This window comes from Methylobacterium nonmethylotrophicum (genome assembly GCF_004745635.1).
Classification (GTDB): Bacteria; Pseudomonadota; Alphaproteobacteria; order Rhizobiales; family Beijerinckiaceae; genus Methylobacterium; species Methylobacterium nonmethylotrophicum.
Genome location: NZ_SRLB01000019.1, coordinates 53,117 through 74,314, shown reverse-complemented (window position 1 = coordinate 74,314; position 21,198 = coordinate 53,117). Strand labels below are relative to the sequence as shown.

Here is a 21,198-nt window from a genome sequence, read left to right as displayed (position 1 = left end):
ACCATTATACATTTACAGAAAAATGCAAGTTTGTGTGTCATATCGAGATATTATCGGATTTTACCTCAGGATTAAAATGCGATAGATACGAGAGAAAATCTTTACAACTTTTAATTTTTATAAATTGCAGGGCAAGACACCAGTTTCGTTGAATAGATCCTCGTCGCTGTCTGTCTTCGAGGCTCGAGCCAGGTGTCTTATCATTTCGCAGTCTGATCGGGTCGGAGCCGGTGACATCCCCTCTCCGGGTCGTGCTCTCTCGATCCGGCCTGGCGGGGCGCCGACGTGATCAGCCGTTCCATGACCCAGGCGTCGGTGCGCTGCGCGCATTCGCCCGTGTCACCGACGCCACAGGACCGCCGCACCCGCTCTGGTATGAGGGATGCACGCGCGTATCGCCTCAAGCCACCGAGACAGCTCCCGCATGATCGTCGTCGAGGACACCACCGGCCCGAACGGGCCGCATCCCGTCCTGGCCGTGACCGGCCTGGCCCGCGAGGCGCGGCTCGCCGCGGGACCCGGCGTCGCGACGGTGGGGGCCGGCGGCAACCCGGAGCGGCTGCGGGACCTGCTGATGGGGCGCAGGGGCCCGGGCTGCCGGGCGGTGATGAGCATCGGCATCGCCGGCGGGCTCGATCCAGACCTGGCACCGGGGGACGTCGTGGTGGCGACGGGGGTGAGCGCGGGCGGGGTGCGGCACCCGGCGCATGGCGACGTTGTGGCGGCGCTCGCCCGCCGGCTGGCGGACGCGCCGGCGCGGGTGGTCCAGGCCGATCTCGTCGGGGTGGAGGCGGCGGTGCTGTCGCCGCACGCCAAGGCCGTCCTGCGGGCCGAGACCGGCGCCGCGGCGGTCGACATGGAATCCCACGTCGCGGCCGCCTTCGCGGAGGCGCACGGCCTGCCGTTCTGCGCCGTGCGGGTGGTGTGCGACCCCGCCGACCGCGCCCTGCCGGCGGCGATCGCCAAGGCCCTCAAGCCGGACGGCGAGCCCGATCTCCTCGCCGTCCTGGCGGCGCTGGCGCGCCGCTCCGCCACGTTGGGCGGGCTCGTGCGCCTCGCCCGCGACTCGTCGGCGGCCTTCGAGTCCCTAGGCCGCTGTCGCGCGCTTCTTGGCGTCGGCCTTGGCGTCCCGGATCTCGGAGAGCTTCTGCGCGACGTTGCGTGAGAACACGAACTCGGCCGGGCGCTGGTTCTCGAGGGAGATCTCGGGAGCCATCTCGCCCTCGGTCTTGATCCCGCGCATCGCGTAGACGAGCGGCTTCCAGGGCTTCTTCACCGAATCGACCACCGAGGAGGCCTCGTAGCCCGAATGCACCATGCAGTCGGCGCACTTCTCGTAGTTGCCGGTTCCGTAGGCGTCCCAGTCCGTGGTCTCCATCAGCTCCTTGAAGGTCTTGGCGTAGCCCTCGCCGAGCAGGTAGCACGGCTTCTGCCAGCCGAAGACCGTCCGGGTCGGGTTGCCCCACGGGGTGCAGTGGTAGGTCTGGTTGCCGGCCAGGAAGTCCAGGAACAGGCCCGACTGCTGGAAGGTCCACTTCTCGCGGCCCTTCTCCTTGCCGAGGCGGAACACGCCGCGGAACAGGTCCTTGGTGGCCCGGCGGTTGAGGAAGTGCTGCTGGTCGGGCGCGCGCTCGTAGGCGTAGCCGGGGGAGACGGTGATGCCGTCGATGCCCATCCGGGTCACGCTGTCGAAGAAGTCGGCGATCTTGTCGGCCGAGGAGTTGTTGAAGAAGGTGCAGTTGATCGTGACCCGGAAGCCCATCTCCTTGGCCTTCCGGATCGCCGCCACCGCCTTGTCGTAGACGCCGCGCTGGCACACCGACTGGTCGTGCATCTCCTTGTCGCCGTCGAGATGGATCGACCAGGTGAAGTACGGGCTGGGCTTGTACTGCGCGATCTTCTTCTCGAGCAGCAGAGCGTTGGTGCAGACGATCGCGAACTTCTTCTGCGCGATGATGCCCTCGACGATCTGCGGCAGGTCCTTGTGCAGCAGCGGCTCGCCGCCGGCGATGACCACGACGGGTGCACCGCACTCGCGGACCGACTCGAGTGCTTCGTCGACCGGCAGGCGCTTGTTGAGGATCTCGTCCGGATAGTCGATCTTGCCGCAGCCCGCGCAGGCGAGATTGCACCGGAACAGAGGCTCCATCATCATCACCAGCGGGTACCGCTTGCGACCGGTGAGGTGCTGCTTGAGAATGTAGCCGCCGATCTTCGCGACGTACCGTAGAGGAATGCCCAAGACCAAGGCTCCTTCGTGTCGTGGTTCGTTGTACGCTGTGCCAAGCGCGCTGATTAGCCGAAAAAGTGGCGGATTTCCAGCAAGCTAGGTTCGAAACGGTCTAAGTGTGGCCCAAACTCGACGGGAGCGGGAAGCTCACGCCCTCGACAATGCCCGGAAGGGTCGAAATCGTCAGGGGGGTGCGACGCTGCAGCGCAGCAATCACCTCGGCGATCACCACCTCCGGGGTCGAGGCGCCGGCGGTGAGGCCGAGGGTCCGCACCCCCGACAGGTCGATCCCCGCGAGGTCCCCCGCCCCCTCGACGAGGTGGCTCGGCCGGCCCGCCTCGGCGGCGATCTCCCGCAGGCGGTTGCAGTTCGAGGAGTTGCGCGCCCCCACCACCAGAATCAGGTCGGCGATTGCCGCCAGCGCCCGCACGGCGGCCTGGCGGTTCTGGGTCGCGTAGCAGATGTCCCGCGTCTCGGGGCCGGCGAGGTCGGGGAAGCGACGGCGCAAAACCGCGATGATCGCCCGGGTGTCGTCGACGCTGAGCGTGGTCTGGGTGACATAGGCGAGCTTCGTGTCGGCGGGCAGGTCGAGCGCTTCGGCCTCCGCGACGCTGCCGACGAGATGGACCTCGCCGTCGATCTGCCCGAGCGTCCCCTCGACCTCGGCATGGCCGCGATGCCCCACCAGGATCACGGTGCGGCCCTGCGCGGCGTAGCGCCTCCCCTGCCCGTGCACCTTGGCGACGAGCGGGCAGGTGGCGTCGACGACGGGCAGGCCCCGGCGCGCGGCCTCCGCCTCCACCGCCCGCGACACGCCGTGGGCCGAGAAGATCGTGGTGGCGCCGTCCGGCACCTCGTCCAGGCTCTCGACGAAGCGGGCGCCCTTGGCGCGCAGGTCGGCGACGACGCGGCCGTTATGGACGATCTCGTGGCGCACGTAGACCGGGCCGTCGCCCCGGGCGAGAACGCGCTCGACGATGTCCACCGCCCGCACCACGCCGGCGCAGAACCCCCTGGGCTGGGCCAGCACGAGGTCGAGCCCGTTCTCCTGCCTCGCCGCCACCCGTCCCTCTCGCCGCGACCCCGTGGGAATCCGCCGACGGGCGGACCGGTCCTGCCTGCGAGGTCTAAGGCGAGGATCCCGGCGCCGTAAAGCCGAGCTTGCGCGGCGGCGGCCGGACGGGGATGCGACCCGGGACCGGGATCCGTTTGCGGCCAATGCGTTGCAATCGGGCCTGCGGGTCACTACCTAGCCGGCCACGTGCGCGCCGTCGGTGCGTCCGTGACGCAGGTGCATCCCGTGACCATGGGCGCCGCGGCCTCGCGCACTATACTGGCTCCCGGCCGGTGCGGCACGTCGCGGGGCATCCCGGCTCCGGCGGCGGCAGGATCTTTCAGGACTTCACGCAGCCGTCGCGGTCCGCCGCGCGGCTCGAGAGCTAGAGGCAGGCTTCGCATCGTGATCGAACGGCTCGTGGCGTTTTCCGTACATCGGCGCTGGCTCATCATCGTGGCCGCGCTCATGGTCACCGTCGCGAGCGCCGTCACGGCGGCGCACCTCTTCCGCATCAACACCGACGTCGAGCGCCTGATCACCCCGGACGTGCCCTGGCGCCAGGACGAGATCCAGTTCGAGAAGACCTTCCCGCAGCGCAGCAACCTCCTCGTCGCGGTGATCGACGGGCAGACGCCGGAACAGGCCGAGGAGGCGGCCAGCCGCCTGGCCCAGGCCCTGTCCTCGCGCAAGGACCTGCTGCCGGTGGTCTACCGGCCCGATGGCGGCCCGTTCTTCGACAAGAACGGCCTGCTCCTGATGTCCCAGAAGGAGCTGGAGCAGACCACCGAGAAGCTGGTCCAGCAGCAGGGCCTGCTCGGGCCGCTGGCGGCCGACCCGTCCTTGCGCGGCATCATGCAGGCGATGGTGATGGGCGCCCAGGGGGTGAAGGCCGGCCAGGCCAAGCCCGACGACCTCGTCGGCCCGATGGGCCGGATGAAGGAGGTCTTCGATCGTGTTCTCAAGGGCGAGCCGGCGCAGCTGTCCTGGCAGCTCCTGCTCGCCGGCGGCAAGGCGGAGCCGAGCGACCTGCGCCGCTTCGTCATCGCCCAGCCGGTGCTCGACTACGACGCCCTCCAGCCCGGCGAGAAGGCGACGGCGCTGATCCGCGAGACCGCCCGCAACCTCGGCCTGACCGAGGCCAACGGGGTGCGGGTGCGGCTGACCGGCCAGGTCGCGGTGGCGGACGACGAGTTCGCGACCCTCTCGGACGATGCGGCGCTCAACTACTCGGTCACCGGCGGCGCCATCGTGCTGTTCCTGTGGCTCGCCCTGCGCTCGGGCAGCCTCGTCGTCGCGGTGCTCATCACCACCTTCGCGGGCCTCGTCGTCACGGCGGCCCTCGGCCTGCTGATGGTCGGGGAGCTGAACCCGATCTCGGTCGCCTTCGCGGCCCTGTTCGTCGGCCTCGGCATCGATTTCGGCATCCAGTTCGCGGTGCGCTACCGCGCCGACCGCTTCGCGGAGGAAGACCTCGTCCGGGCGATCCGCTCGGCGGCCCGCGGCGTCGGCTGGTCGCTGACGCTGGCGGCGGTGTCGCTGCTCGCCGGCTTCTTCTCGTTCCTGCCGACCGACTTCCGCGGCGTGTCCGAGCTCGGCCTGATCGCCGGCGTCGGCATGATCGTCGCCTACCTGTTCTCCCTCACCCTGCTGCCGGCGCTCATCGCGGTGCTGCGGCCGCCGGGCGAGAAGCAGGAGGTCGGCACCGCCGGCATGGCCTCGGTCGACCACTGGATCCTGGCCAACCGCAAGCTGGTCCTGGTGCTCACCGGCCTCGTGACGGTGGCGGGCCTGCCCCTGCTCTACTGGCTGCCGTTCGACTCGAACCCCATGCACCTGCGCAGCGCCAAGGTGGAATCGGTCGCGACCTATCTCGACCTGACCAAGGACCCGAAGACCAGCCCCAACACCATCGACGTGGTCGTGCCGAACCGCGACGCGATCGCCCCGATGGTCAAGAAGCTCACCGCGCTGCCGAGCGTCGCCGGGGTGATCGACATCGACACCTTCGTGCCGGCCGACCAGGACCAGAAGCTCGCCACGATCGAGGATGCCGCGGGGGTGATGGGCCCGGTGCTCAGCCCGCCCCGGGTCGCCCCGGCCCCGAACGACCGCGACGTGGTGACGGCGATCCGCAACGCCGTCACGGCCCTGCGCGGCATCGTGCAAGGAGCCCAGCAGCAGGGCGGCGGTGCCGCCTCCGGGCCGCTCGCCACCATCCAGGGCTTCACCGATACGCTGGAGCGCCTGGCCGGCGCCGAGCCCCCGGTGCGCGAGGCCGCCGCCGCCGCGACGGTGCCGAACCTCAAGGCCCTGCTCACCCGCCTGCGCAGCCTGCTCACGCCGGAGAAGATCACGCTGGAGACCTTGCCGGCGCAGACCCGCTCCGACTGGGTCGCCGCCGACGGCCGCGCCCGCATCGAGGTGCAGCCCAAGGGCAACTCGAACGACAACGCGGTGCTGCGGCGCTTCTCCAAGGAGGTTCTGAGCGTGGCGCCCCACGCCACCGGCGCGCCGGTCGCCACCACGCGGTCGAGCCACACCATCCTCGGCGCCTTCATCGAGGCGGGCCTCCTGGCGCTCGTCTCGATCTTCATCATCCTGTCGGTGGCCCTGCGCCGGCCCTGGGACGTCGCGATGGCGCTCGGGCCCCTGGTGCTCGCCACCCTGTGGACGCTGGAGGCGCTCTACCTCATCGGCATGCCGCTGAACTTCGCCAACATCATCGCGCTGCCGCTGATGCTGGCGGTGGGCGTCGCCTTCCACATCTACTACGTGATCGCCTGGCGGGCCGGCGTCGCCGACATGCTGGCCTCGAGCCTGACCCGGGCGATCTTCTTCTCGGCGCTAACCACCGGCACGGCCTTCGGCTCGCTGGTGCTGTCGAGCCATCCGGGCACCGCCAGCATGGGCAAGCTGCTCGCCCTGTCGCTGTTCTTCACCCTGGTCGCCGCCTTCTTCATCGTGCCGGCCTTCCTGGGGCCGCCGCCGAAGCGCAAGGCCGTGGACGGTGCCCCCGAGGCGGCGGCACGGCGCGATCCCCTGATCCGCGAGACCGCCGAGTCAGCCCCGGTCGCCTCGAGCCGGCTGGCCTGAGGCCGGCCAGCAGGTCCGCCGGACGCCCTCACGGCCCCGGCGGCGCCATGCCCTTTTCCGCCAGGACCGGGGCGGCGCCGGGGCCGGCGAGGTCCCGCAGAAGCGCCGCCGCCGCGTCGCCCTCCTTCGCGCCCGCCGGGACCAGGCCGGCATAGACCGTGAAATTCTGCGCCTCCGCCGGGATCGGGCCGACCAGGCGCGCGCCCGTGACGGCGAGAAGCTCGCTCGTCTGCTGCAGGGCGAGGTCGGCCTCGCCGGAGACGAGGCGCGACGCGGCCAGGCCGCCGCGCACCAGAACGAGCTTGTCCCTGAGCCGGTCGGCGATGCCGAGGCGCTCGAAGAGCCCCGCGAGGTAGATCCCGCTCGATCCGCCCGAGGCCGGATCGACCATCGCGACGGCGCGGGCCTTCAGCAAGGCCTCGCGAAAGCCCGCCAGGGTGGCGATGTCGGGCATCGGTGCCCCCTCGCGGATCAGCGCATCGAGGCCGCCCGGGGTCAGCACCACGAGGTCCGGTCGAGCGCCGTCGCGGATGGCCTTTGCCGCCGCGCCCGCGGTCTCGTTGCGGATCGCGACCTTGTGGCCGGTGCGCCGCTCGAACTCCGGCACCAGCGCCGCCGCCACCGGCTTGTAGGCGCCGGTGGTCAGGAGCGCGATCTCCGCCGCCCCGGCCGGCAGCACGAGGGCGAGGACGAGGCCGGCCGCGCCGCCCGCGCGTCGCAGGGCTGTGGCGAGGGGCGTGATGCGGCGCATCGAAGCGTCTCCGGGAGCGGGCCCGGTCGTCCGGCCCTGCCCCATGGGTAGCCGAGGACGCCGCCCGTCAGCGAGCGAAATCCGAGAAGCCGCCGGTCACGGCGCCGGAGGCTTTGAGCGCCGCCCGGCTCTCGGGCGAGACCAGGGCGGCGAACTCCTCCGCATAGGCGTAGCCGGGCGCCTCGCCCGGGAAGCCGCCAGCGGTGGCGGGGTGGAGGTAGAGCTCGGTCAGGCCGTCGGGCAGGTGGCGCAGCAGCGCCGCGACCCGGGCAGGGGTCATGGCGCCCGACCAGGCGAGGCCCAGCACCCCGTCCGGCACAAGGAGGCCGGCGCGGCGGGCCCGCGCGGCGAGGAGCGCCGCCCAGGGCGCGGTGTCGAGGGCGAAGCCAGGCGTCGCCCCGGGCTCGGCCCGGCGCAAGATCGCCCGCGATTCCCGCGGCACCCGGATCGCCCGCATCCCGTAGTCGCGCCCGGTGGCCAGGACCATCCCGGCGATGATCGGGTGGACGTGGAAATGCTTGTGCGCGTTGACGTGGTCGAGGGGCAGCCCGGTCGCCCGGTAGGCCTCGAACTGCGCCCGGATCTCGGCGGCGAGCTGGCGGCGGGCGCCGGCTCTCAGCGCCAGGTCGAGCCCGAGCCGCGCCTGGTCGGCCCGCATCAGCCCGGCCCGGTCGGTGAGGTCCGGGAGCTGCGCCGCCGGCAGGGTCGGCCAGGCCTCGACCATCACGAGGTGCAGCCCCACCCGCAGGGACGGCATCGCGCGGGCGCGGGCCACCGCGTCGGCGGCGGCGGGCGCCGAGACCATCAGGCTCGCGGCGGTGAGGATGCCGTCGCGATGGGCCCGCTCCACCGCCTCGTTGACCTCGGCCGAGAGGCCGAAATCGTCGGAGGTGACGACGAGGCGTTTGCGGGCTGCGGCTGCGGTCATGGTCGGTCTCGTGACGCGAAAGAGCCTCCCCGTCCGGCCGGACGAGGAGGCTCGGCATCCCGCTTCAGGCGGGAAGGAGGCCTCAGGCCGCCTTCTTGGCGACGCCCTGGCGCTCGCGCAGGAAGTGCCAGAACTCGACGCCCTCGCGCAGGCGCCGCTTCATCATGTCGGGCGAGCGCACCATCTCGCTGACGATCGAGGCGATCTTCGGGGCGCGGAAGTAGAACTTCTTGTAGAACTCCTCCACCGAGTTGAAGATCTCGGTGTGGGACAGGTGCGGGTAGTGCAGCGGCGCGATCTGCACGCCGTTCTCGTCGACGAGCTCGGCATTGTCCTTGTCGAGCCAGCCGTTCTCCACCGCCTGCTTGTACAGGAAGGTGCCCGGATAGGGCGCGGCGAGCGAGACCTGGATGGTGTGCGGGTTGATCCGCTTGGCGAAGGCGATCGTCTCCTGGATCGTCTCCTTCGTCTCGCCGGGCAGGCCGAGGATGAAGGTGCCGTGGATGGCGATGCCGAGCTCGTGGCAGTCCTTGGTGAACTGCTCCGCCACCTCGACCCGCATGCCCTTCTTGATGTTGTGCAGGATCTGCTGGTTGCCGGACTCGTAGCCGACCAGCAGCAGGCGCAGGCCGTTGGCCTTGAGCACCTCGAGGGTCTTGCGCGGCACGTTGGCCTTGGCGTTGCACGACCAGGTCACGCCGAGCTTGCCGAGCTCGCGGGCGATCTCCTCCGCCCGGGGCAGGTTGTCCGTGAAGGTGTCGTCGTCGAAGAAGAACTCCTTGGTCTGGGGGAACTCCTTCAGGCAGTACTTGATCTCCTCGATCACGTGCGCGACCGAGCGGGTGCGGTAGGTGTGGCCGCCCACCGTCTGCGGCCACAGGCAGAACGTGCAGCGCGACTTGCAGCCCCGGCCCGAATAGAACGAGATGTAGGGGTGCTTGAGGTACCCGATGAAGTACTTCTCCATCTCGAGGTCGCGCTTGTAGACCGAGGTCACGAACGGCAGCTGGTCCATGTCGGTCATGATCTCGCGGTCCGGGTTGTGGACCACGACGCCGTCGGCATCCCGGTAGGAGAGACCCTTGATCTCCGCCATCGGCACGCCCTCGGCGACCTCCTTGACGGTGAAGTCGAACTCGTTGCGGGCGCAGAAATCGACCGCGGGCGCCTGGGCCATGGAGCCGGCAGCGTCCACCGCCACCTTGGCGCCGATCAGGCCGGCGATCAGCTTGGGGTTCGCCGCCTTCAGGGCCTCGATGGTCTTCACGTCCGACTTGAACGACGGCACCGAGGTGTGCAGCACCACGAGGTCGAAGTCGTTGGCCTGGGCCACGATCTCCGGCAGCTTGATGTCGTGCGGCGGCGCGTCGATCAGCTTGGAGTTCGGCACGAGCGCCGCCGGCTGGGCGAGCCAGGTCGGGTACCAGAACGACTTGATCTCGCGCTTGGCCTGGTAGCGCGAGCCGGCGCCGCCGTCGAAGCCGTCGAAGGTGGGGGCCTGGAGGAAGAGGGTCCGCATCATCGGGAGGTCGTCTCTGAAGAGAGGGCCGCCTGCGCGGCCGGGTGAGGCCGTCTCACGGCCGGTGGGGCCGCCGGGCGGCCGACGATGTCTGTTACGTCGAGGACGCGCCGGACTCGCGGGCGAGGCCGGGCTCGGGGATCAGCGTGCCATCCGCAACGACCCGATAATCATGACCTTTCCAAGTCACGGCGCCGGACACGAAGCACCACGCGAAGCCGGCGAAGGACAGGAGGTCGCGGATCGGCAGCAGCCAGTAGGGGTGCGGCTCGAGGCCGAAGGCCCGCTCCACCCGCACGCACAGCACGATGCGGCAGGCGAGCGCCAGGGCGGCGACCGCCAGGGAATCGAGCCCCGAATCCGGCAGGAGCGCCGCGATGAGCGCCAGCGGGAAGGCGTGGGTGACGAGCGTGCCGGCGTAGCCCACCGGATCGACGTTGCGGATCGTGCGGTTCCAGCGAGTCTCGTGGCGCCACAGGCCCGCGAGCGAGGTGTCGACGCAGGTATGCCCGATGGTGAAGTTCGGGATCGCCACGAGGCCGCCCTGCGCCCTGAGCGCCGCCCCGAGCGCGTAGTCGTCGGCGAGATCGTCGCGGATCGCCTCGAACCCGCCGATGCGGGGGAGCAGCTCGGTCCGGAACGCGATGGTCGAGCCGAAGCAGGGATCGGCGAGGCTCAAGGACGTGCCCATCAGGACGTTGGGCAGGAACTGGGTGTCGATGGCGAGCGCCGAGAGATGCGCCCACACGCTCCGGTTCGCCGGCACGCCGTGATAGAGGCACGTGACGCCCGCGACGCCCGGCTGGCCCAGCTCCGCGACGATGCGCTCGAGGTAGTCGGGCGCCACCACCATGTCGCTGTCGGCCAGCACCACGACGTCGTGGGCGATCAGCCCCGCCATGTTGATCAGGTTCGAGACCTTGCGGTTCGAGCCGTGCTGGCGGGCGTCGATCACCAGGTCGATGCGCAGGGCGGGGTGCTCGGCCTGGAGCCGGTGCACCACGGCGATCGCCGGGTCGCTCGCGGTCTGCACGCCGAAGATCACCTGCACGGCGCCCGCATAGGCCTGGCTGCAGAAGGTGGTGAGGTTCCGGTGGAGGTTCGGCTCGTCGCCGCAGAGCGGCTTGAGCAGGCTCACCGAGGGGCGGGCGGCGTCGGGGGCCAGCTGCGGCACCGGGCGCCGCGCGAGGCGCCCGGCGAGCCAGGCGGTGGTCAGGCCGTACACGCATCCCGCGAGCGCCAGGATGAGCAGCAGGGTGGAGATCCAGGTCCAATCCATGGCGAGGCGGCGATCCCGGGGAGGAGTTGGCCGCGCGCGGGCGCGGCGGGCTGTCTTCGTGTGATGAGGCTGCGGGCGGCTGGTTAGCGCCCGGTTGCCGCCGGCGGTCGGGGTTCGGCGGCCGGTGCCGTCAGGGCCCGGCCGCCGAGGGCATCACGGCTTGGCGGCCGCCGACATTACGGTTTGGCTGCCGCCGGCTTGGGGGCCGGGGCCGCCAGCATCGTCTCGGTGGATTTGCGCAGGTGCGCGAGGAGGCCGTCGGGCCCGCCCTCCTGCAGCGGCTCGGAGAAGCCGGTGCGCAGGGTGCCGGCCTCGCTCACCGTGCCCTGGAGGTAGACGTCGGTGATCTTGTTGTCGGCGTTCAGCACGTAGTCGACCGGCGAGGGATCGCCGCCCGCATCGGTCACCGTGACGTGGACCAGGCGGCCGTTGCCGCGCGGCTCGCTCTTCGGGTCGATCGCGAATTTGCTGCCCGTCGCGGCGGTGAGGCGGGTGGCGTAGGTCGCCGTCAGGTAGGGGCCGAAGGCGGCCGTCAGGGCCTCCTGCTTGTCGGCCGGGATCTCCCGCCAGCGCGTGCCGACGCCGAGGCGCAGCATCGCCGGCAGGTCGAAGTTCTGCTGCATCGGGGCGGTCAGGGTCTCGGCCCGGGCCCGCACGTCGGGGGCCTTCAGGGCGGCCTCGAACGCCTCCGTCATGCGCCGCACGGTGGCGACCGCCGGGTCGCCCTCCCCGGCCGCGGGAGCGGGGGTCTGGGCCGGCGCCGGCAGGCCTGAGCCCACCAGCAGGCCGGAGATCGTCAGGCTGCGCAGGATCTCGCGTCGGGTCTGCACCAGGTCATTCTCCTTTGCCGTCGACGGGCGCCGCGGCGTAGCCGTAGGCGGGCCCGAGAGCCCGGCGCGGGCGGATCAGCGCCCGCAGGGCCGCGCCGAGCCCGGCCGCCGGGCGGCCCTGATCGGCGTTGTCTTCCAGGGCGTGCCAGAGCATCAGGCTCGGCAGCCCGACCACGAGGTCGGCGAGGCGCTTGATCAGCGACAGGGCGAGCGCCGCCTCGGCCGGGATGCCGAACACGGCGCAGAGCGCGATCAGCCCGCCCTCCTGCGCGCCGAGCGCCCCCGGCACCGCGAAGGCGGCGCCGCGCACCGCCTGGGCCAGGCTCTCGATCACGGTCGCCTCGAGGAAGCCGACCTCGTAGCCCATGAAGCGGAGCGCGATCCAGACCTCCAGCGTGCCGATGACCCAGCCGAACAGGTGGGTGGCGATGGCGGCGACGATGCGGCCGCGGGAGGCGTAGAGGCCGCGCAGGCGCTCGAACAGCACGTCGACCGCGCCGAAGATCCGCCACTCGCGCCCGCCGGCGAAGCGGTTGATCGCCGCCTGGAGCAGGGTCTGGCCGAAGCGGCGCTGCACCAGGTAGAAGGCCAGCAGCGCCGGGGCCGCCACCACGAGGCCCAGGCCCACATAGTGCACGATCGGCCCGTCGCCCCCGAGCGCCACCAGGATGCCCAAGCCCGCCAGGGTGAAGAGGAACTGCGTCAGGGCCTGGACCATCAGGTCGACGAGGGTGGTGGCGCCCGAGAGCGATCCCGGCACCCGCTGCAGCGTCAGGAGCCGAGCACCGATCAGGTCGCCGCCGACCTGCGCCACCGGCAGCAGGGTGTTCACGCCCTCGCGCACGAAGCGCACGCCGATGCAGGCGCGCAGGAGCGGCCTCTCGCCGCGGGGAAACACCACCCACCAGCCGAGGCCCGCCCAGGCCACGGCCACGAAGCGCGCGACCACGACCAGGAGGGCGCCCCAGCCCGAGGCCCACAGCGCGTCGGCGACCGCCTCCGGCCCCGAGGAGACGAACAGGCCGATCACGGTGCAGAGGCCGGCGATCAGGCCCAGTGTCGTCAGTCGCTTCATGACCCTCTTTCTGTCGTCGCGGCAGCGACCGCTGGGGCGCGCCATTCCGGCAACGGAGTCGAAACAAAGCAGCGCCGTTGCATCCCGGCACGTTGCAGCTTTGATGGGCGCTGTCTATCACCGCCCGGACACACTGCCGGCGAAACCGGCACGTTCCGCCGGCGCGGCGAGCCCGCCCAAGCATCGCCGCAAGCCTATGTTATGGCGCACCTTCCTCCCCGGTTCGGACGGGCCGGCGGAGGCCAGACGCGCGAGAGAAGGCCGCAGGTAACGGCCGTCAGGGGATGGACATGGACCGGGAGACGACCTTCGAGGCCGAGCGCGGCGCGCTCGACGATGGGGCCGCGCACGATCTGCCGACGTTCCGGGACGATGCTCCCGGCCGGGCGCCGGCGCCGCAATCGCCGGTGATGGCCTGGAACGAGTGGGACCCGCTCGAGGAGGTGATCGTCGGCTCGCTCGACGGCGCCACGATCCCGACCCACCACCTGACGGTGATCTTCAACCTGCCGCGGGCCGCCCAGCCGTTCTACCGGCTCGCCTCGGGCTGGAAATACCCGAAATTCATGAAGAAGCTCGCCCAGCAGGAACTGGACGGCTTCATCAGGATCCTGGCCGGCGAGGGCGTGAAGATCCGCCGCCCCGACTCGATCGACTTCTCGAAGAAGTTCCGCGCCCCGCGCTGGTCGTCGCGCGGCTTCTGCGTCGCCTGCCCGCGCGACCCATACCTGGTGATCGGCGACGAGATCATCGAGAGCCCGATGTGCTGGCGCTCGCGCTACTTCGAGGGCGACGCCTACCGCTCGCTGTTCAAGGAGTATTTCCGCGCCGGCGCGCGCTGGACCTCGGCGCCCCGGCCCCAGCTCACCGACGAGCTCTACAACTACGACTACCGGGTGCCGAACCTGAAGGCCGGCGAACCGATGCAGTTCACCGTCAACGAGTTCGAGCCGGTCTTCGACGCGGCCGACTTCGTGCGCTGCGGCCGCGACCTGTTCGTCACCCGCTCGAACGTGACCAACCTGATGGGCATCGAGTGGCTGCGCCGCCACCTGGGCCCGGGCTTCCGCATCCACGAGATCGAGAGCCGCTGCCCGCAGCCGATGCACATCGATTCGTCGTTCATGCCCCTCGCCCCCGGCAAGGTGCTGGTCAACCCCGACTACATCGACGTCGAGAAGCTGCCGGCGGTGCTCAAGACATGGGACGTGCTGATCGCGCCCCGCCCCGACCCCGTCGAGGGCTTCATGAGCAAGATCTCGATGTGCTCGCCCTGGACCTCGATCAACGTGCTCGCCATCGACGAGAAGAAGATCGTGGTCGATTCGAGCCAGCCGACGCTGATCAAGGCGCTCAAGGATTGGGGCTTCGACCCGATCCCGACGCCGTTCCTGTCCTACGGCCCGTTCGGCGGCTCGTTCCACTGCGCGACGCTGGACGTGCGGCGGCGGGGTGTGCTGAAGTCGTACTTCTAAGACGAACGTCGAGCTCGTCTGACGAAGCTTGAAACACCTTATCGTCATTCAGGGTTCGGTGCGCGGCCCTGAGATGACGATGGTGGGCGTCATCCGAAATCCGATTGATCGCTTCGCGATGCGGATTTCGGCGTCGCTCAGGCGTGCGGAGCGAAGCTCCGCCGCCGCGGGCTGGTGAGACCGATCCGGACGTCATCTTCCGGATTCGGCATCAGTCCCGGCGAGAGAGCCGAACAGGCCCCAGCATAGATCGTCCCAGCGGCGTGACGCGGCACCGTGCCGACCACCACCCGAGGGCCGTTCCGCGAGGAGAATCCTGGTACTCGGCGGCGACGGCCTGATCGGCTCCGCCGAGCTCGCGCGCCTGCTCGCGGCGCCGCTGGCCCGACGTCGCCTGGATCGCCCGCGACATCGCCGTCCTGGCCGACCCGGATTCGTGGCAGCCGGTCGTCGGCGGCTGCGGTGCGGTGGTGAACTGCGCCGGGTTGCTGCAGGACGGCCCGCGCGACGACGTGCGCGCCGTGCAGGACGCCGCCATGCGGGCCCTGTTCCGGCCCTGCGTGAACAGCAAAATTCGCCAACTCGTTCAGGTCTCTGCCGTCGGTGCCTCATCCGACGCGCGAACCGGCTCTTCCGGATCTGGTTCGCCTGCGGCTGGCCGACCTTCGCGGCGATGCTGGATCCGTGGCCGATGACCGCGGAGCCGGGCCCCGGCTGACGACGCTTCCCCGCGCCTATCGCCCGGCGGTCGGCCCCTTGTCGGTCCAGTCCGGCGGCAGGCCGATCGTATCGCCGATGATGCCGTCGACGCCCGGGGCGCGGCCGAAGGCCTGGCAGTCGGGATCGCGGGGCATCTCGCCCAGCATCGTCACGCGGATGCGCTCGTAGGTCGGGATGGTGAGCTCGGCCTCGAACGGGTCCACGCCGGTGGTGAGGTAGGAGCCGAAATCCTGGCCGAAATCGCCGGCGAGGTCGTAGATGTCGGCGACCGGCGAGAAGCGGGCCTGGTTGGTGAAGGAATTGGCGCCCCCGGCCCAGACCATCGCGGCGCGCTGCTGGCGGCGGGCATCGAGGGCCTCGGCCTCCACCGTGAGGTCGCCGAGCCCGATCGGCAGCCGCGGCACCGGGACCTTGCCGACCGTGTCGGCGAAGCCGACGCCCACCTGTGCGGCGATCGTGATCGCCGCCGAGGCGCCGACCGCGACGCCGGATGCCGGCACGTTGGTGAGGCCCGCCCGGGTGATGGACGATCGCACGGTCAGGTCGGCCGGGCCTGATGAGACCACGTCGTAGCGCAGCGACAGCTCGTAGCAGAGCGCCCGGTCCGCCGCGTTGGCGACGACCCGGCGCTCCTGCTCGGTCACCCCGGGGCCGGCGACCGCGGCCGGGAAGCTGGTCGGGATGATGCGGACGGTCCGCACCTGCGCCATCGCCGCCTTGTCGATGAAGATCCGCGACTTCGTGGCGGTGGCCTCGCTCGCCTCCAGCCGGTCGTAGCGCGTCAGCAGCCCCGTCTGGGTCAGCACCGGCGTGGCGCAGCCCGCGAGGGCGGCCAAGGCCGCCATGGCTGCCAGACGGCGGGCGGCCCGCGCGCTCGAGGCAGCCTTGAGTGTCGTCCGCATTCGGTCGCTTTCCCGGATCGCGCGAAGCCGGATCCGCGGAACCCTCAGCGAGGCTCCCGGAGGCCGGCTCCCGGCGGCGCAGGCCGGGCCCCTCCGGGCCGCCGCGCCGTTATACCCTTGAGCCTAACCCCCGCGGCCCGGGTCGGAAAGCCGAGCTTGGCCGCCCTTCGCGCTTCCCTCCCGGCTGTAACGCTTCGGCCACATTGTTTCCGGAGGCCGGGGCCCTAGGCGGCGATGAGGCGGCGCTCTCAGGCCAAGGCCGCCATGCTGCAGCTCTGGCCGCCATCGACCGGCAGGCACACGCCGGTGATGAAGCGGGCCTCGTCGGAGGCGAGGAAGACCGCCGCGTGCGCGATGTCCCAGGCCTCGCCCAGGCGGCCGAGGGGCACCCGGCGGTCGCGGCCGGCATCCGGGGTGCCCGCCGCCCGGCACTCGTCCGCCACCGTGGTGTCGAGGAGGCCGGGCAGGATCGCGTTCGCCCGGATGCCGTCGCGGGCATACTGCATCGCCACCGACACGGTGGCCTGGTTCACCGCCGCCTTGGCGGCCGCGTAGGCGAAGGACGGCACCCCGGTCCAGCGCCGGGAGGCGACCGACGAGATGTTGATCACCGCGCCCTGCCGCCGCGCCCGCATCCCGGGCAGCACCGCCTTGCAGGTGCGCCAGACCCCCCCGACATTGATCTCGAGCGCGCGTCGCCAGCTCTCCTCGTCGAGATCCTCCGGGCCGCCGGCCTCCGGCAGGCCGACATTGTTGTGCAGGATGTCGATGCGGCCGAAGCGCGTCTCGCCGGCGGCGACGGCCGTCGCCACCGCGTCGTAATCGGTGACGTCGGCGCGGAGCGCCTCGGCCTCGTTGCCCTCCTCGGCGATGATCTGGGCCGTCTCCTCGGCGGCGGCGAGGAGGCGGTCGACGCAGATCACCCGGGCGCCCTCCCGCGCGAAGGCAACCGCCACCGCCTTGCCGTTGCCCCAGCCGGTGCCGGCGGAGCCCGCCCCGAACACGATCGCGATCTTCTTCACCAGGCGTGTCGACATGGCGCGGCCTCCGTGCTCGCCGGAGAGTCCACGAGAAATGCCCCGCCCGCGCAACGGTCAGGGAAGCAGGGCCGCCCATCCTCGCCCGCATGGATTGCCCCGTCGGGCCCGGGCCCGCGTGGATCGCGGCTGCGGCTCAGGCCCCGGCGGGGGTGCCCCGCGCCCACCGCCAGGCCGCGACCGCGACCGCCAGCGCGACGGTGACCTGGGCGAGGCTTCCCTCGCCCAGATGGGCATGGCCGAGCCCGAGCCGCATCGCGAGCCGGACCGCGAGGCCCGCCGTCCAGTAGCCAAGGCAGAAGGTCAGGGCGGCGAGGAGGAGTGCGACGAAGTCGTTCATGTGCGAGAAGCCCCGCGGACGAGGACGCCACTGCGCCAGTCCGCCGGCCGTCACTCTGCCGGGCGTCATGGGGCGAGGCGCGACCATGAAACCCGGGTCGGCTTGCACGGGGCTGGTCTGCCGGGCGGCGGAGCAAGAGCCGCGCCAGACGGGCGCCGGACGCGCGGCACCCCGGTCCTCGATCGGCTCACTCCGGCCGCGTCGCCTGCATCGAGGGGCGCTCGCCGAAGCGGGCGTACCAGGCCGCCGCCGCCGGAGCGCGCTCGCGCCAGCCGAGGTCGGGCAGGCGCAGGTCGAGATAGCCGAGCCCGCACCCATACGTGATGGTGGCGATGTCGACCCGCTCGCCGAAGCCCGGCGCCGCCGCCTCGATCCGCGCGAGCGCGTCGGCAATCTTCTCGCGCTGGCCGGCGACCCAGCCCGCCGAGCGCTCGCCCTCCTGGCGCACCCGGGTCTCGTAGACGCAGAGCAGCGCCGCATCGAGCAGGCCGTCGCCGGTCGACTGCGCCGCCAGGGCCGCCCAGCGGGCCGGGCCGGGGGCCGGGAAGAAGCCGCCGCCGCCCAGATGGTCGAGGTACTCGCAGATCACCCGGCTGTCGGCGAGCACCGTGCCGTCGTCGAGGATCAGGGTCGGCACCTGCCCGAGGGGGTTCTGTGCCCGGATGGTCGCATCGCGGGTGATCGGGTGGGCGGCCGCCGGCAGCTTTTCGATCCGCTCGAACAACCCGAGCTCGTGGGCGACGACCAGCACCTTGCGGACGAACGGAGAGGTCTTGGCGTAGAACAGCTTCATGGGGTTCCCCCGGGTGTGTTGATGGTCACCGAGCATTCTGGCGGCTCGGGCTCCTTGAGTGGTGCCGAACGACCCCTCACTGCCCCCGCGCCGTCGGCCTCGCCGCGGGCTTGGCTGGCGCGGCGGCGGGCGCCGCCCCGGGCTTCGCCGGGGCCGGCGGGCGCGGGCTCTCGACGGCGAGGCGCCGCACCGGCCAGCCGTCGCTCCAGCGCTCCATGTCGGTGAAGCGCGGAGAGTTCTTGAGGGTGGCGGCGCTCTGGCCCGCGAAGGCGGCGGCCGCCGCCATGTCGAAGGTCTTCCAGTAGGCGAGGTAGTCGAGGCTGTCGGTGCCGGCCGCGTTGATCTGGCCGACCAGCACGGTCTGCTCGCCGGTGAGGGTCATGTCGGCCGACCACTTGAACGGCGCCGGCTTCTGCTTCGGGTCCGGGGCCGGCAGCTTGAGCTGGCCCAGGTCGTAGGCCGGGTTGCCGCCGGCGGGCGAGGCCAGGGTGGCGGAGAGGGCCGGGAAGCCGTGATCGTCCGAGAGCGCCCGGACCATCAGCTTGTTGTCGACCGGCACCGCGCTCGCGTCCCGCATCACGCGCCGGGCCGCGACGTCGGCGGCGCGGGCGTCGCGGTCGCCGATCACCGTGACGATCAGGGTCGAGGGGGCGATGTCGGCGAGGTCGTGCAGGGCGATGCCGCGGGACTTGTCGTCCCGGGCGATGCCGCCCGGCATGGCGCCGAAGATCAGCCGCGGCACCGGCAGGCCGTTGGTCCTGGCATGCGCCGCGAGGTTCGCCGCGAGCGGCACGCCGGCGAGATGGCCGATCAGCGCCACCCGGCCGAGATCGGGCTTGGCCTCCGGGTCGGTCGCGAGATCCGCCAGGGCGTCCTTGACCAGGCCCGCCGCGATGGTGCTCGCATCCACCGGGCGGGTACGCCCCACCTCCTGGAAGCGGGGAAACAGCACGAGGTAGCCGGAGCGGGCGAGGTGCTCGATCCAGGCGCCGTAGGCCTGCGGGTTCACCGCGCCCCAGGCATGCAGCATCACCGCCACCGGCCGCCCCTGGGCCGGCGCCGCGCCGCTGCCCCAATAAGCCAGGGTCACCGCGCCGGCCCGGCCGAGGACCCGCTTCGTCACGCTCGCGGCGGCGTAGGCCTGCCCTCCCGGTCCCTCCTTCGGCTGGGCGGGCGGCGTGGCGGCCTCCGCGCCGGGCACGCCGCAGAGGCCCGCGAGAGCAAGGCCGAGGGCGAGCGGACGGGCGAGACGGATGAGGGAAAGCGGCGGCATGAGGCTGGGGGGCTGACGGCTCGGGACGCGCACCCCACACTGTTTCGCGCCCGACCTCAAGGCGAGATCGCGCCGGCCCGGTTCGTTCGTCCGGCTTGTCGCTTCCGCGGTACAGTCACGCTCGCGCATCCGGGAGCAGACGCCGAGTCCCGGGCGCGGCCCGCCCAGATTCTAGCCGTGCGGCTCGGGCTCGTCCCCGAGCACGGCATGCAACCGGTCGATCAGCGCGTCGAGTTCCTGCGGCACCGGCTCGTCCGTCACGTCGGTGTACATCGACCGCAGGTCGTGCCCGAGCTTGGCGAGCAGCAGCGCGTCGGCCAGGGACGACGCGGTCGTGTGCGTCTGACCGAAGGTCGCGGCGTGATTGCTCGGAATCAGCTTCATGGCGCGATTACGGGACGGGGGTCCCGGCTCCGTCAAGATAAAGGGTCGAGGTTTGGGGCACGGGGCGGCGCCCGCACGGTCGAAGGATTGCGCCGGATCCCCGGCTCGACATGTTCAACGCACGTCCAGGGAGGCAGTTGCGCCCGATTTTCGCGTACACCCCCGGAGCAATCGCGGCCCCGTGCGCCGGCGCACGGGGCCGCGGTCGGATTCTGCTGCGTCAGGTCATCCGGCCCCGCCTCACATCGGCGGCGTCAGACCGTCCTTGCCGACCGAGATGCTGCGTGCCTCGAGCCGGTCGCCGTCCCGGGTCGCGGAGGCGAAGACCTTGGCGCCCGGCACCAGAGCCGCCCGGTCGGCGGGCTCCAGCGTCACGATCGGCGTGCCCGGCGGCACCGCGACCGCGAGGCTCTGGCCCTTGTAGGAGACCGTGATGGTGCGGCCGGCGCCGGCGCCGGCTGCGCCCGCGACGGTGCCGTTGGTCATCGTGGTCTCGACCAAGGTCTCCGGACCCTGCGCCTTGACGGTGCCGTTGGTCATGGTCGTCTCGACGGGAAAGCTGCCTGCGCCGTCGGGCAGCCGGTCCCACTGGCCATGGCCCTCGCCGGTGCCGCGCAGAGCCTCGGGGAAGATCAGCACCTCGAGCGCCACCGGCGGATCGCCGGGCTTCGGCCCGGCCTTCGCGGCGGTGCCGATGAAGCTGCCGTCCCTGACCTGGTCGAGGCTCGCCGGCGCCAACAGCGCCACCCGCGTGCCGGGAACGAGCCGGATCGTCTCCGTCGCGCCGGCGCGGGTGCGGATGGTGACCGCGTCCCCTTCGACGCGCTCGATCGTGCCGCGCAGGCGCTCGACCTGCGGAGCGGCGAGCGCGACGCCGATCGCGAGCTTAATGCTCGCCGCCAGCGTTCCGCTCGCCGCGAGCGCCAGGCCGGCGGCCGCGATCGTCCTGAGGATGGTCATGAGAACTCCGGGGACTGCAAGGGCTCCGGGATCGGGGAGCCCCGGCCTTTATGGTTCGCCCCGGCGGCGCCGGACAATCGTCTCGCGTACACGTGATCGGGTGCGTCATGCGATGTCCGACGAATTGCTTTGCAATGCGGACCTCGGCTTCGCTCAGGCGCCGCGCCGGCGCGTGATGCGGTTTCCGCAAGGAAACCGCATCACGCCTCCTCGTCCTCCTCCGGCTCCAGGGTGGACTTGACCGTGTCCAGCACCCGCCGGGCGAGGTCGGAATCGGGGTCGTCGCGGGTCAGCGCGTCCTCCAGCATGGCGAGGAAGCCGCCGAGCTGGTGGCGGTAATGGTCGGAATCGATCCCGCGCAGGATGCCGGCGACGAAGCGAACCGCCATCTGCAAAGCCACCTGCTTGGCAGCGACGTCGGATTGCGCCTCGGAGAGCCGGGCGATCATCTCGCCGTGGCGGGCCGAGAGCGTGGTCAGGCCGTTGATCTTGTCGTCCGGGCTCATCGCGCGCGTCTCCCGAGAACAGGAAGGGGGCCCTTCCCGCCGGAAA

The 21,198-nt window shown here is 71.4% G+C and carries 19 protein-coding genes; 3 read left to right on the top strand and 16 right to left on the bottom strand.

What is annotated here, in order from left to right:
- Positions 1-424: 424 nt before the first annotated feature.
- Positions 425-1,165 carry a phosphorylase gene (locus EU555_RS23575; protein ID WP_135417664.1) on the top strand — a complete coding sequence of 247 codons (741 nt, stop codon included), beginning with the start codon at positions 425-427 and terminating at the stop codon, positions 1,163-1,165.
- Here EU555_RS23575 and hpnH read toward each other — a convergent pair.
- Positions 1,088-2,242, bottom strand: a complete 1,155-nt coding sequence (gene hpnH / locus EU555_RS23570; RefSeq protein WP_135417663.1) for an adenosyl-hopene transferase HpnH — start codon at positions 2,240-2,242, stop codon at positions 1,088-1,090. The genes EU555_RS23575 and hpnH overlap by 78 nt on opposite strands.
- A 100-nt stretch (positions 2,243-2,342) precedes the next feature.
- Positions 2,343-3,293 (bottom strand): 4-hydroxy-3-methylbut-2-enyl diphosphate reductase, encoded by a 951-nt coding sequence (gene ispH / locus EU555_RS23565; RefSeq protein WP_135417662.1) that lies wholly within the window; start codon positions 3,291-3,293, stop codon positions 2,343-2,345.
- 396 nt (positions 3,294-3,689) lie between these two features.
- Between ispH and EU555_RS23560 the strand changes: the two genes are divergently transcribed.
- Entirely contained in the window at positions 3,690-6,380 is a 2,691-nt protein-coding gene (locus EU555_RS23560) for an MMPL family transporter (RefSeq protein ID WP_135417661.1), read from the top strand.
- Between the two features lie 28 nt (positions 6,381-6,408).
- Here EU555_RS23560 and EU555_RS23555 read toward each other — a convergent pair whose 3' ends face one another.
- The 6 genes from EU555_RS23555 to EU555_RS23530 form a co-directional block, all read right to left on the bottom strand.
- A complete protein-coding gene (locus tag EU555_RS23555) occupies positions 6,409-7,131 on the bottom strand; it encodes a molybdate ABC transporter substrate-binding protein (protein ID WP_167858644.1) in 723 nt (240 codons plus the stop codon).
- Between the two features lie 67 nt (positions 7,132-7,198).
- Complete coding sequence (hpnK, locus tag EU555_RS23550) at positions 7,199-8,059, bottom strand: hopanoid biosynthesis-associated protein HpnK (RefSeq protein WP_135417659.1); 861 nt, start codon at positions 8,057-8,059, stop codon at positions 7,199-7,201.
- Between the two features lie 82 nt (positions 8,060-8,141).
- Positions 8,142-9,578, bottom strand: coding sequence for a hopanoid biosynthesis associated radical SAM protein HpnJ (gene hpnJ / locus EU555_RS23545; protein WP_135417720.1), 1,437 nt, complete (start codon positions 9,576-9,578; stop codon positions 8,142-8,144).
- A 94-nt stretch (positions 9,579-9,672) separates the two neighbouring features.
- Complete coding sequence (gene hpnI / locus EU555_RS23540; protein WP_135417658.1) at positions 9,673-10,857, bottom strand: bacteriohopanetetrol glucosamine biosynthesis glycosyltransferase HpnI; 1,185 nt, start codon at positions 10,855-10,857, stop codon at positions 9,673-9,675.
- Positions 10,858-11,033: 176 nt separating this feature from the next.
- Positions 11,034-11,687, bottom strand: coding sequence for a Tgt2/MlaC family protein (locus EU555_RS23535; protein WP_245524449.1), 654 nt, complete (start codon positions 11,685-11,687; stop codon positions 11,034-11,036).
- A 4-nt stretch (positions 11,688-11,691) separates the two neighbouring features.
- Positions 11,692-12,762: a lysylphosphatidylglycerol synthase domain-containing protein gene (locus EU555_RS23530; protein WP_135417656.1), complete on the bottom strand. Its 1,071-nt coding sequence runs from the start codon at positions 12,760-12,762 to the stop codon at positions 11,692-11,694.
- Positions 12,763-13,172: 410 nt separating this feature from the next.
- Between EU555_RS23530 and EU555_RS23525 the strand changes: the two genes are divergently transcribed.
- Complete coding sequence (locus tag EU555_RS23525) at positions 13,173-14,237, top strand: amidinotransferase (protein WP_245524455.1); 1,065 nt, start codon at positions 13,173-13,175, stop codon at positions 14,235-14,237.
- A 734-nt stretch (positions 14,238-14,971) separates the two neighbouring features.
- Here EU555_RS23525 and EU555_RS23520 read toward each other — a convergent pair.
- The 8 genes from EU555_RS23520 to EU555_RS23485 form a co-directional block, all read right to left on the bottom strand.
- Positions 14,972-15,859: a DUF3313 domain-containing protein gene (locus tag EU555_RS23520; protein WP_135417654.1), complete on the bottom strand. Its 888-nt coding sequence runs from the start codon at positions 15,857-15,859 to the stop codon at positions 14,972-14,974.
- Positions 15,860-16,107: 248 nt separating this feature from the next.
- Positions 16,108-16,896 (bottom strand): SDR family NAD(P)-dependent oxidoreductase, encoded by a 789-nt coding sequence (locus EU555_RS23515; protein ID WP_135417653.1) that lies wholly within the window; start codon positions 16,894-16,896, stop codon positions 16,108-16,110.
- 136 nt (positions 16,897-17,032) lie between these two features.
- Positions 17,033-17,236, bottom strand: coding sequence for a hypothetical protein (locus EU555_RS23510; protein ID WP_135417652.1), 204 nt, complete (start codon positions 17,234-17,236; stop codon positions 17,033-17,035).
- Positions 17,237-17,423: 187 nt separating this feature from the next.
- On the bottom strand, positions 17,424-18,029 hold the full coding sequence (locus EU555_RS23505) for a glutathione S-transferase (protein WP_135417651.1): 606 nt from the start codon (positions 18,027-18,029) through the stop codon (positions 17,424-17,426).
- Between the two features lie 76 nt (positions 18,030-18,105).
- On the bottom strand, positions 18,106-19,302 hold the full coding sequence (locus tag EU555_RS23500; RefSeq protein ID WP_135417650.1) for an alpha/beta hydrolase: 1,197 nt from the start codon (positions 19,300-19,302) through the stop codon (positions 18,106-18,108).
- A 171-nt stretch (positions 19,303-19,473) separates the two neighbouring features.
- Positions 19,474-19,686: a NepR family anti-sigma factor gene (locus tag EU555_RS23495; protein ID WP_135417649.1), complete on the bottom strand. Its 213-nt coding sequence runs from the start codon at positions 19,684-19,686 to the stop codon at positions 19,474-19,476.
- A gap of 240 nt (positions 19,687-19,926) precedes the next feature.
- Positions 19,927-20,646, bottom strand: coding sequence for a metal ABC transporter permease (locus tag EU555_RS23490; RefSeq protein ID WP_425375143.1), 720 nt, complete (start codon positions 20,644-20,646; stop codon positions 19,927-19,929).
- Between the two features lie 200 nt (positions 20,647-20,846).
- The gene (locus tag EU555_RS23485) at positions 20,847-21,152 is read right to left on the bottom strand and encodes a hypothetical protein (protein ID WP_135417648.1); all 306 of its coding nucleotides are present in this window, start codon (positions 21,150-21,152) and stop codon (positions 20,847-20,849) included.
- Between the last annotated feature and the right edge of the window lie 46 nt (positions 21,153-21,198).

Bases quoted from the DNA above. Each gene is read 5' to 3' on its own strand.
- EU555_RS23530 (WP_135417656.1), bottom strand. From the start codon at position 12,762: ATGAAGCGACTGACGACACTGGGCCTGATCGCCGGCCTCTGCACCGTG.
- EU555_RS23525 (WP_245524455.1), top strand. From the start codon at position 13,173: ATGGCCTGGAACGAGTGGGACCCGCTCGAGGAGGTGATCGTCGGCTCG.
- EU555_RS23555 (WP_167858644.1), bottom strand. From the start codon at position 7,131: ATGCGCCGCATCACGCCCCTCGCCACAGCCCTGCGACGCGCGGGCGGC.
- hpnK (WP_135417659.1), bottom strand. From the start codon at position 8,059: ATGACCGCAGCCGCAGCCCGCAAACGCCTCGTCGTCACCTCCGACGAT.
- EU555_RS23510 (WP_135417652.1), bottom strand. From the start codon at position 17,236: ATGAACGACTTCGTCGCACTCCTCCTCGCCGCCCTGACCTTCTGCCTT.
- EU555_RS23575 (WP_135417664.1), top strand. From the start codon at position 425: ATGATCGTCGTCGAGGACACCACCGGCCCGAACGGGCCGCATCCCGTC.
- EU555_RS23495 (WP_135417649.1), bottom strand. From the start codon at position 19,686: ATGAAGCTGATTCCGAGCAATCACGCCGCGACCTTCGGTCAGACGCAC.
- EU555_RS23505 (WP_135417651.1), bottom strand. From the start codon at position 18,029: ATGAAGCTGTTCTACGCCAAGACCTCTCCGTTCGTCCGCAAGGTGCTG.
- EU555_RS23515 (WP_135417653.1), bottom strand. From the start codon at position 16,896: ATGTCGACACGCCTGGTGAAGAAGATCGCGATCGTGTTCGGGGCGGGC.
- hpnI (WP_135417658.1), bottom strand. From the start codon at position 10,857: ATGGATTGGACCTGGATCTCCACCCTGCTGCTCATCCTGGCGCTCGCG.
- EU555_RS23485 (WP_135417648.1), bottom strand. From the start codon at position 21,152: ATGAGCCCGGACGACAAGATCAACGGCCTGACCACGCTCTCGGCCCGC.
- hpnJ (WP_135417720.1), bottom strand. From the start codon at position 9,578: ATGCGGACCCTCTTCCTCCAGGCCCCCACCTTCGACGGCTTCGACGGC.
- EU555_RS23520 (WP_135417654.1), bottom strand. From the start codon at position 15,859: ATGCGGACGACACTCAAGGCTGCCTCGAGCGCGCGGGCCGCCCGCCGT.
- EU555_RS23490 (WP_425375143.1), bottom strand. From the start codon at position 20,646: ATGACCATCCTCAGGACGATCGCGGCCGCCGGCCTGGCGCTCGCGGCG.
- EU555_RS23500 (WP_135417650.1), bottom strand. From the start codon at position 19,302: ATGCCGCCGCTTTCCCTCATCCGTCTCGCCCGTCCGCTCGCCCTCGGC.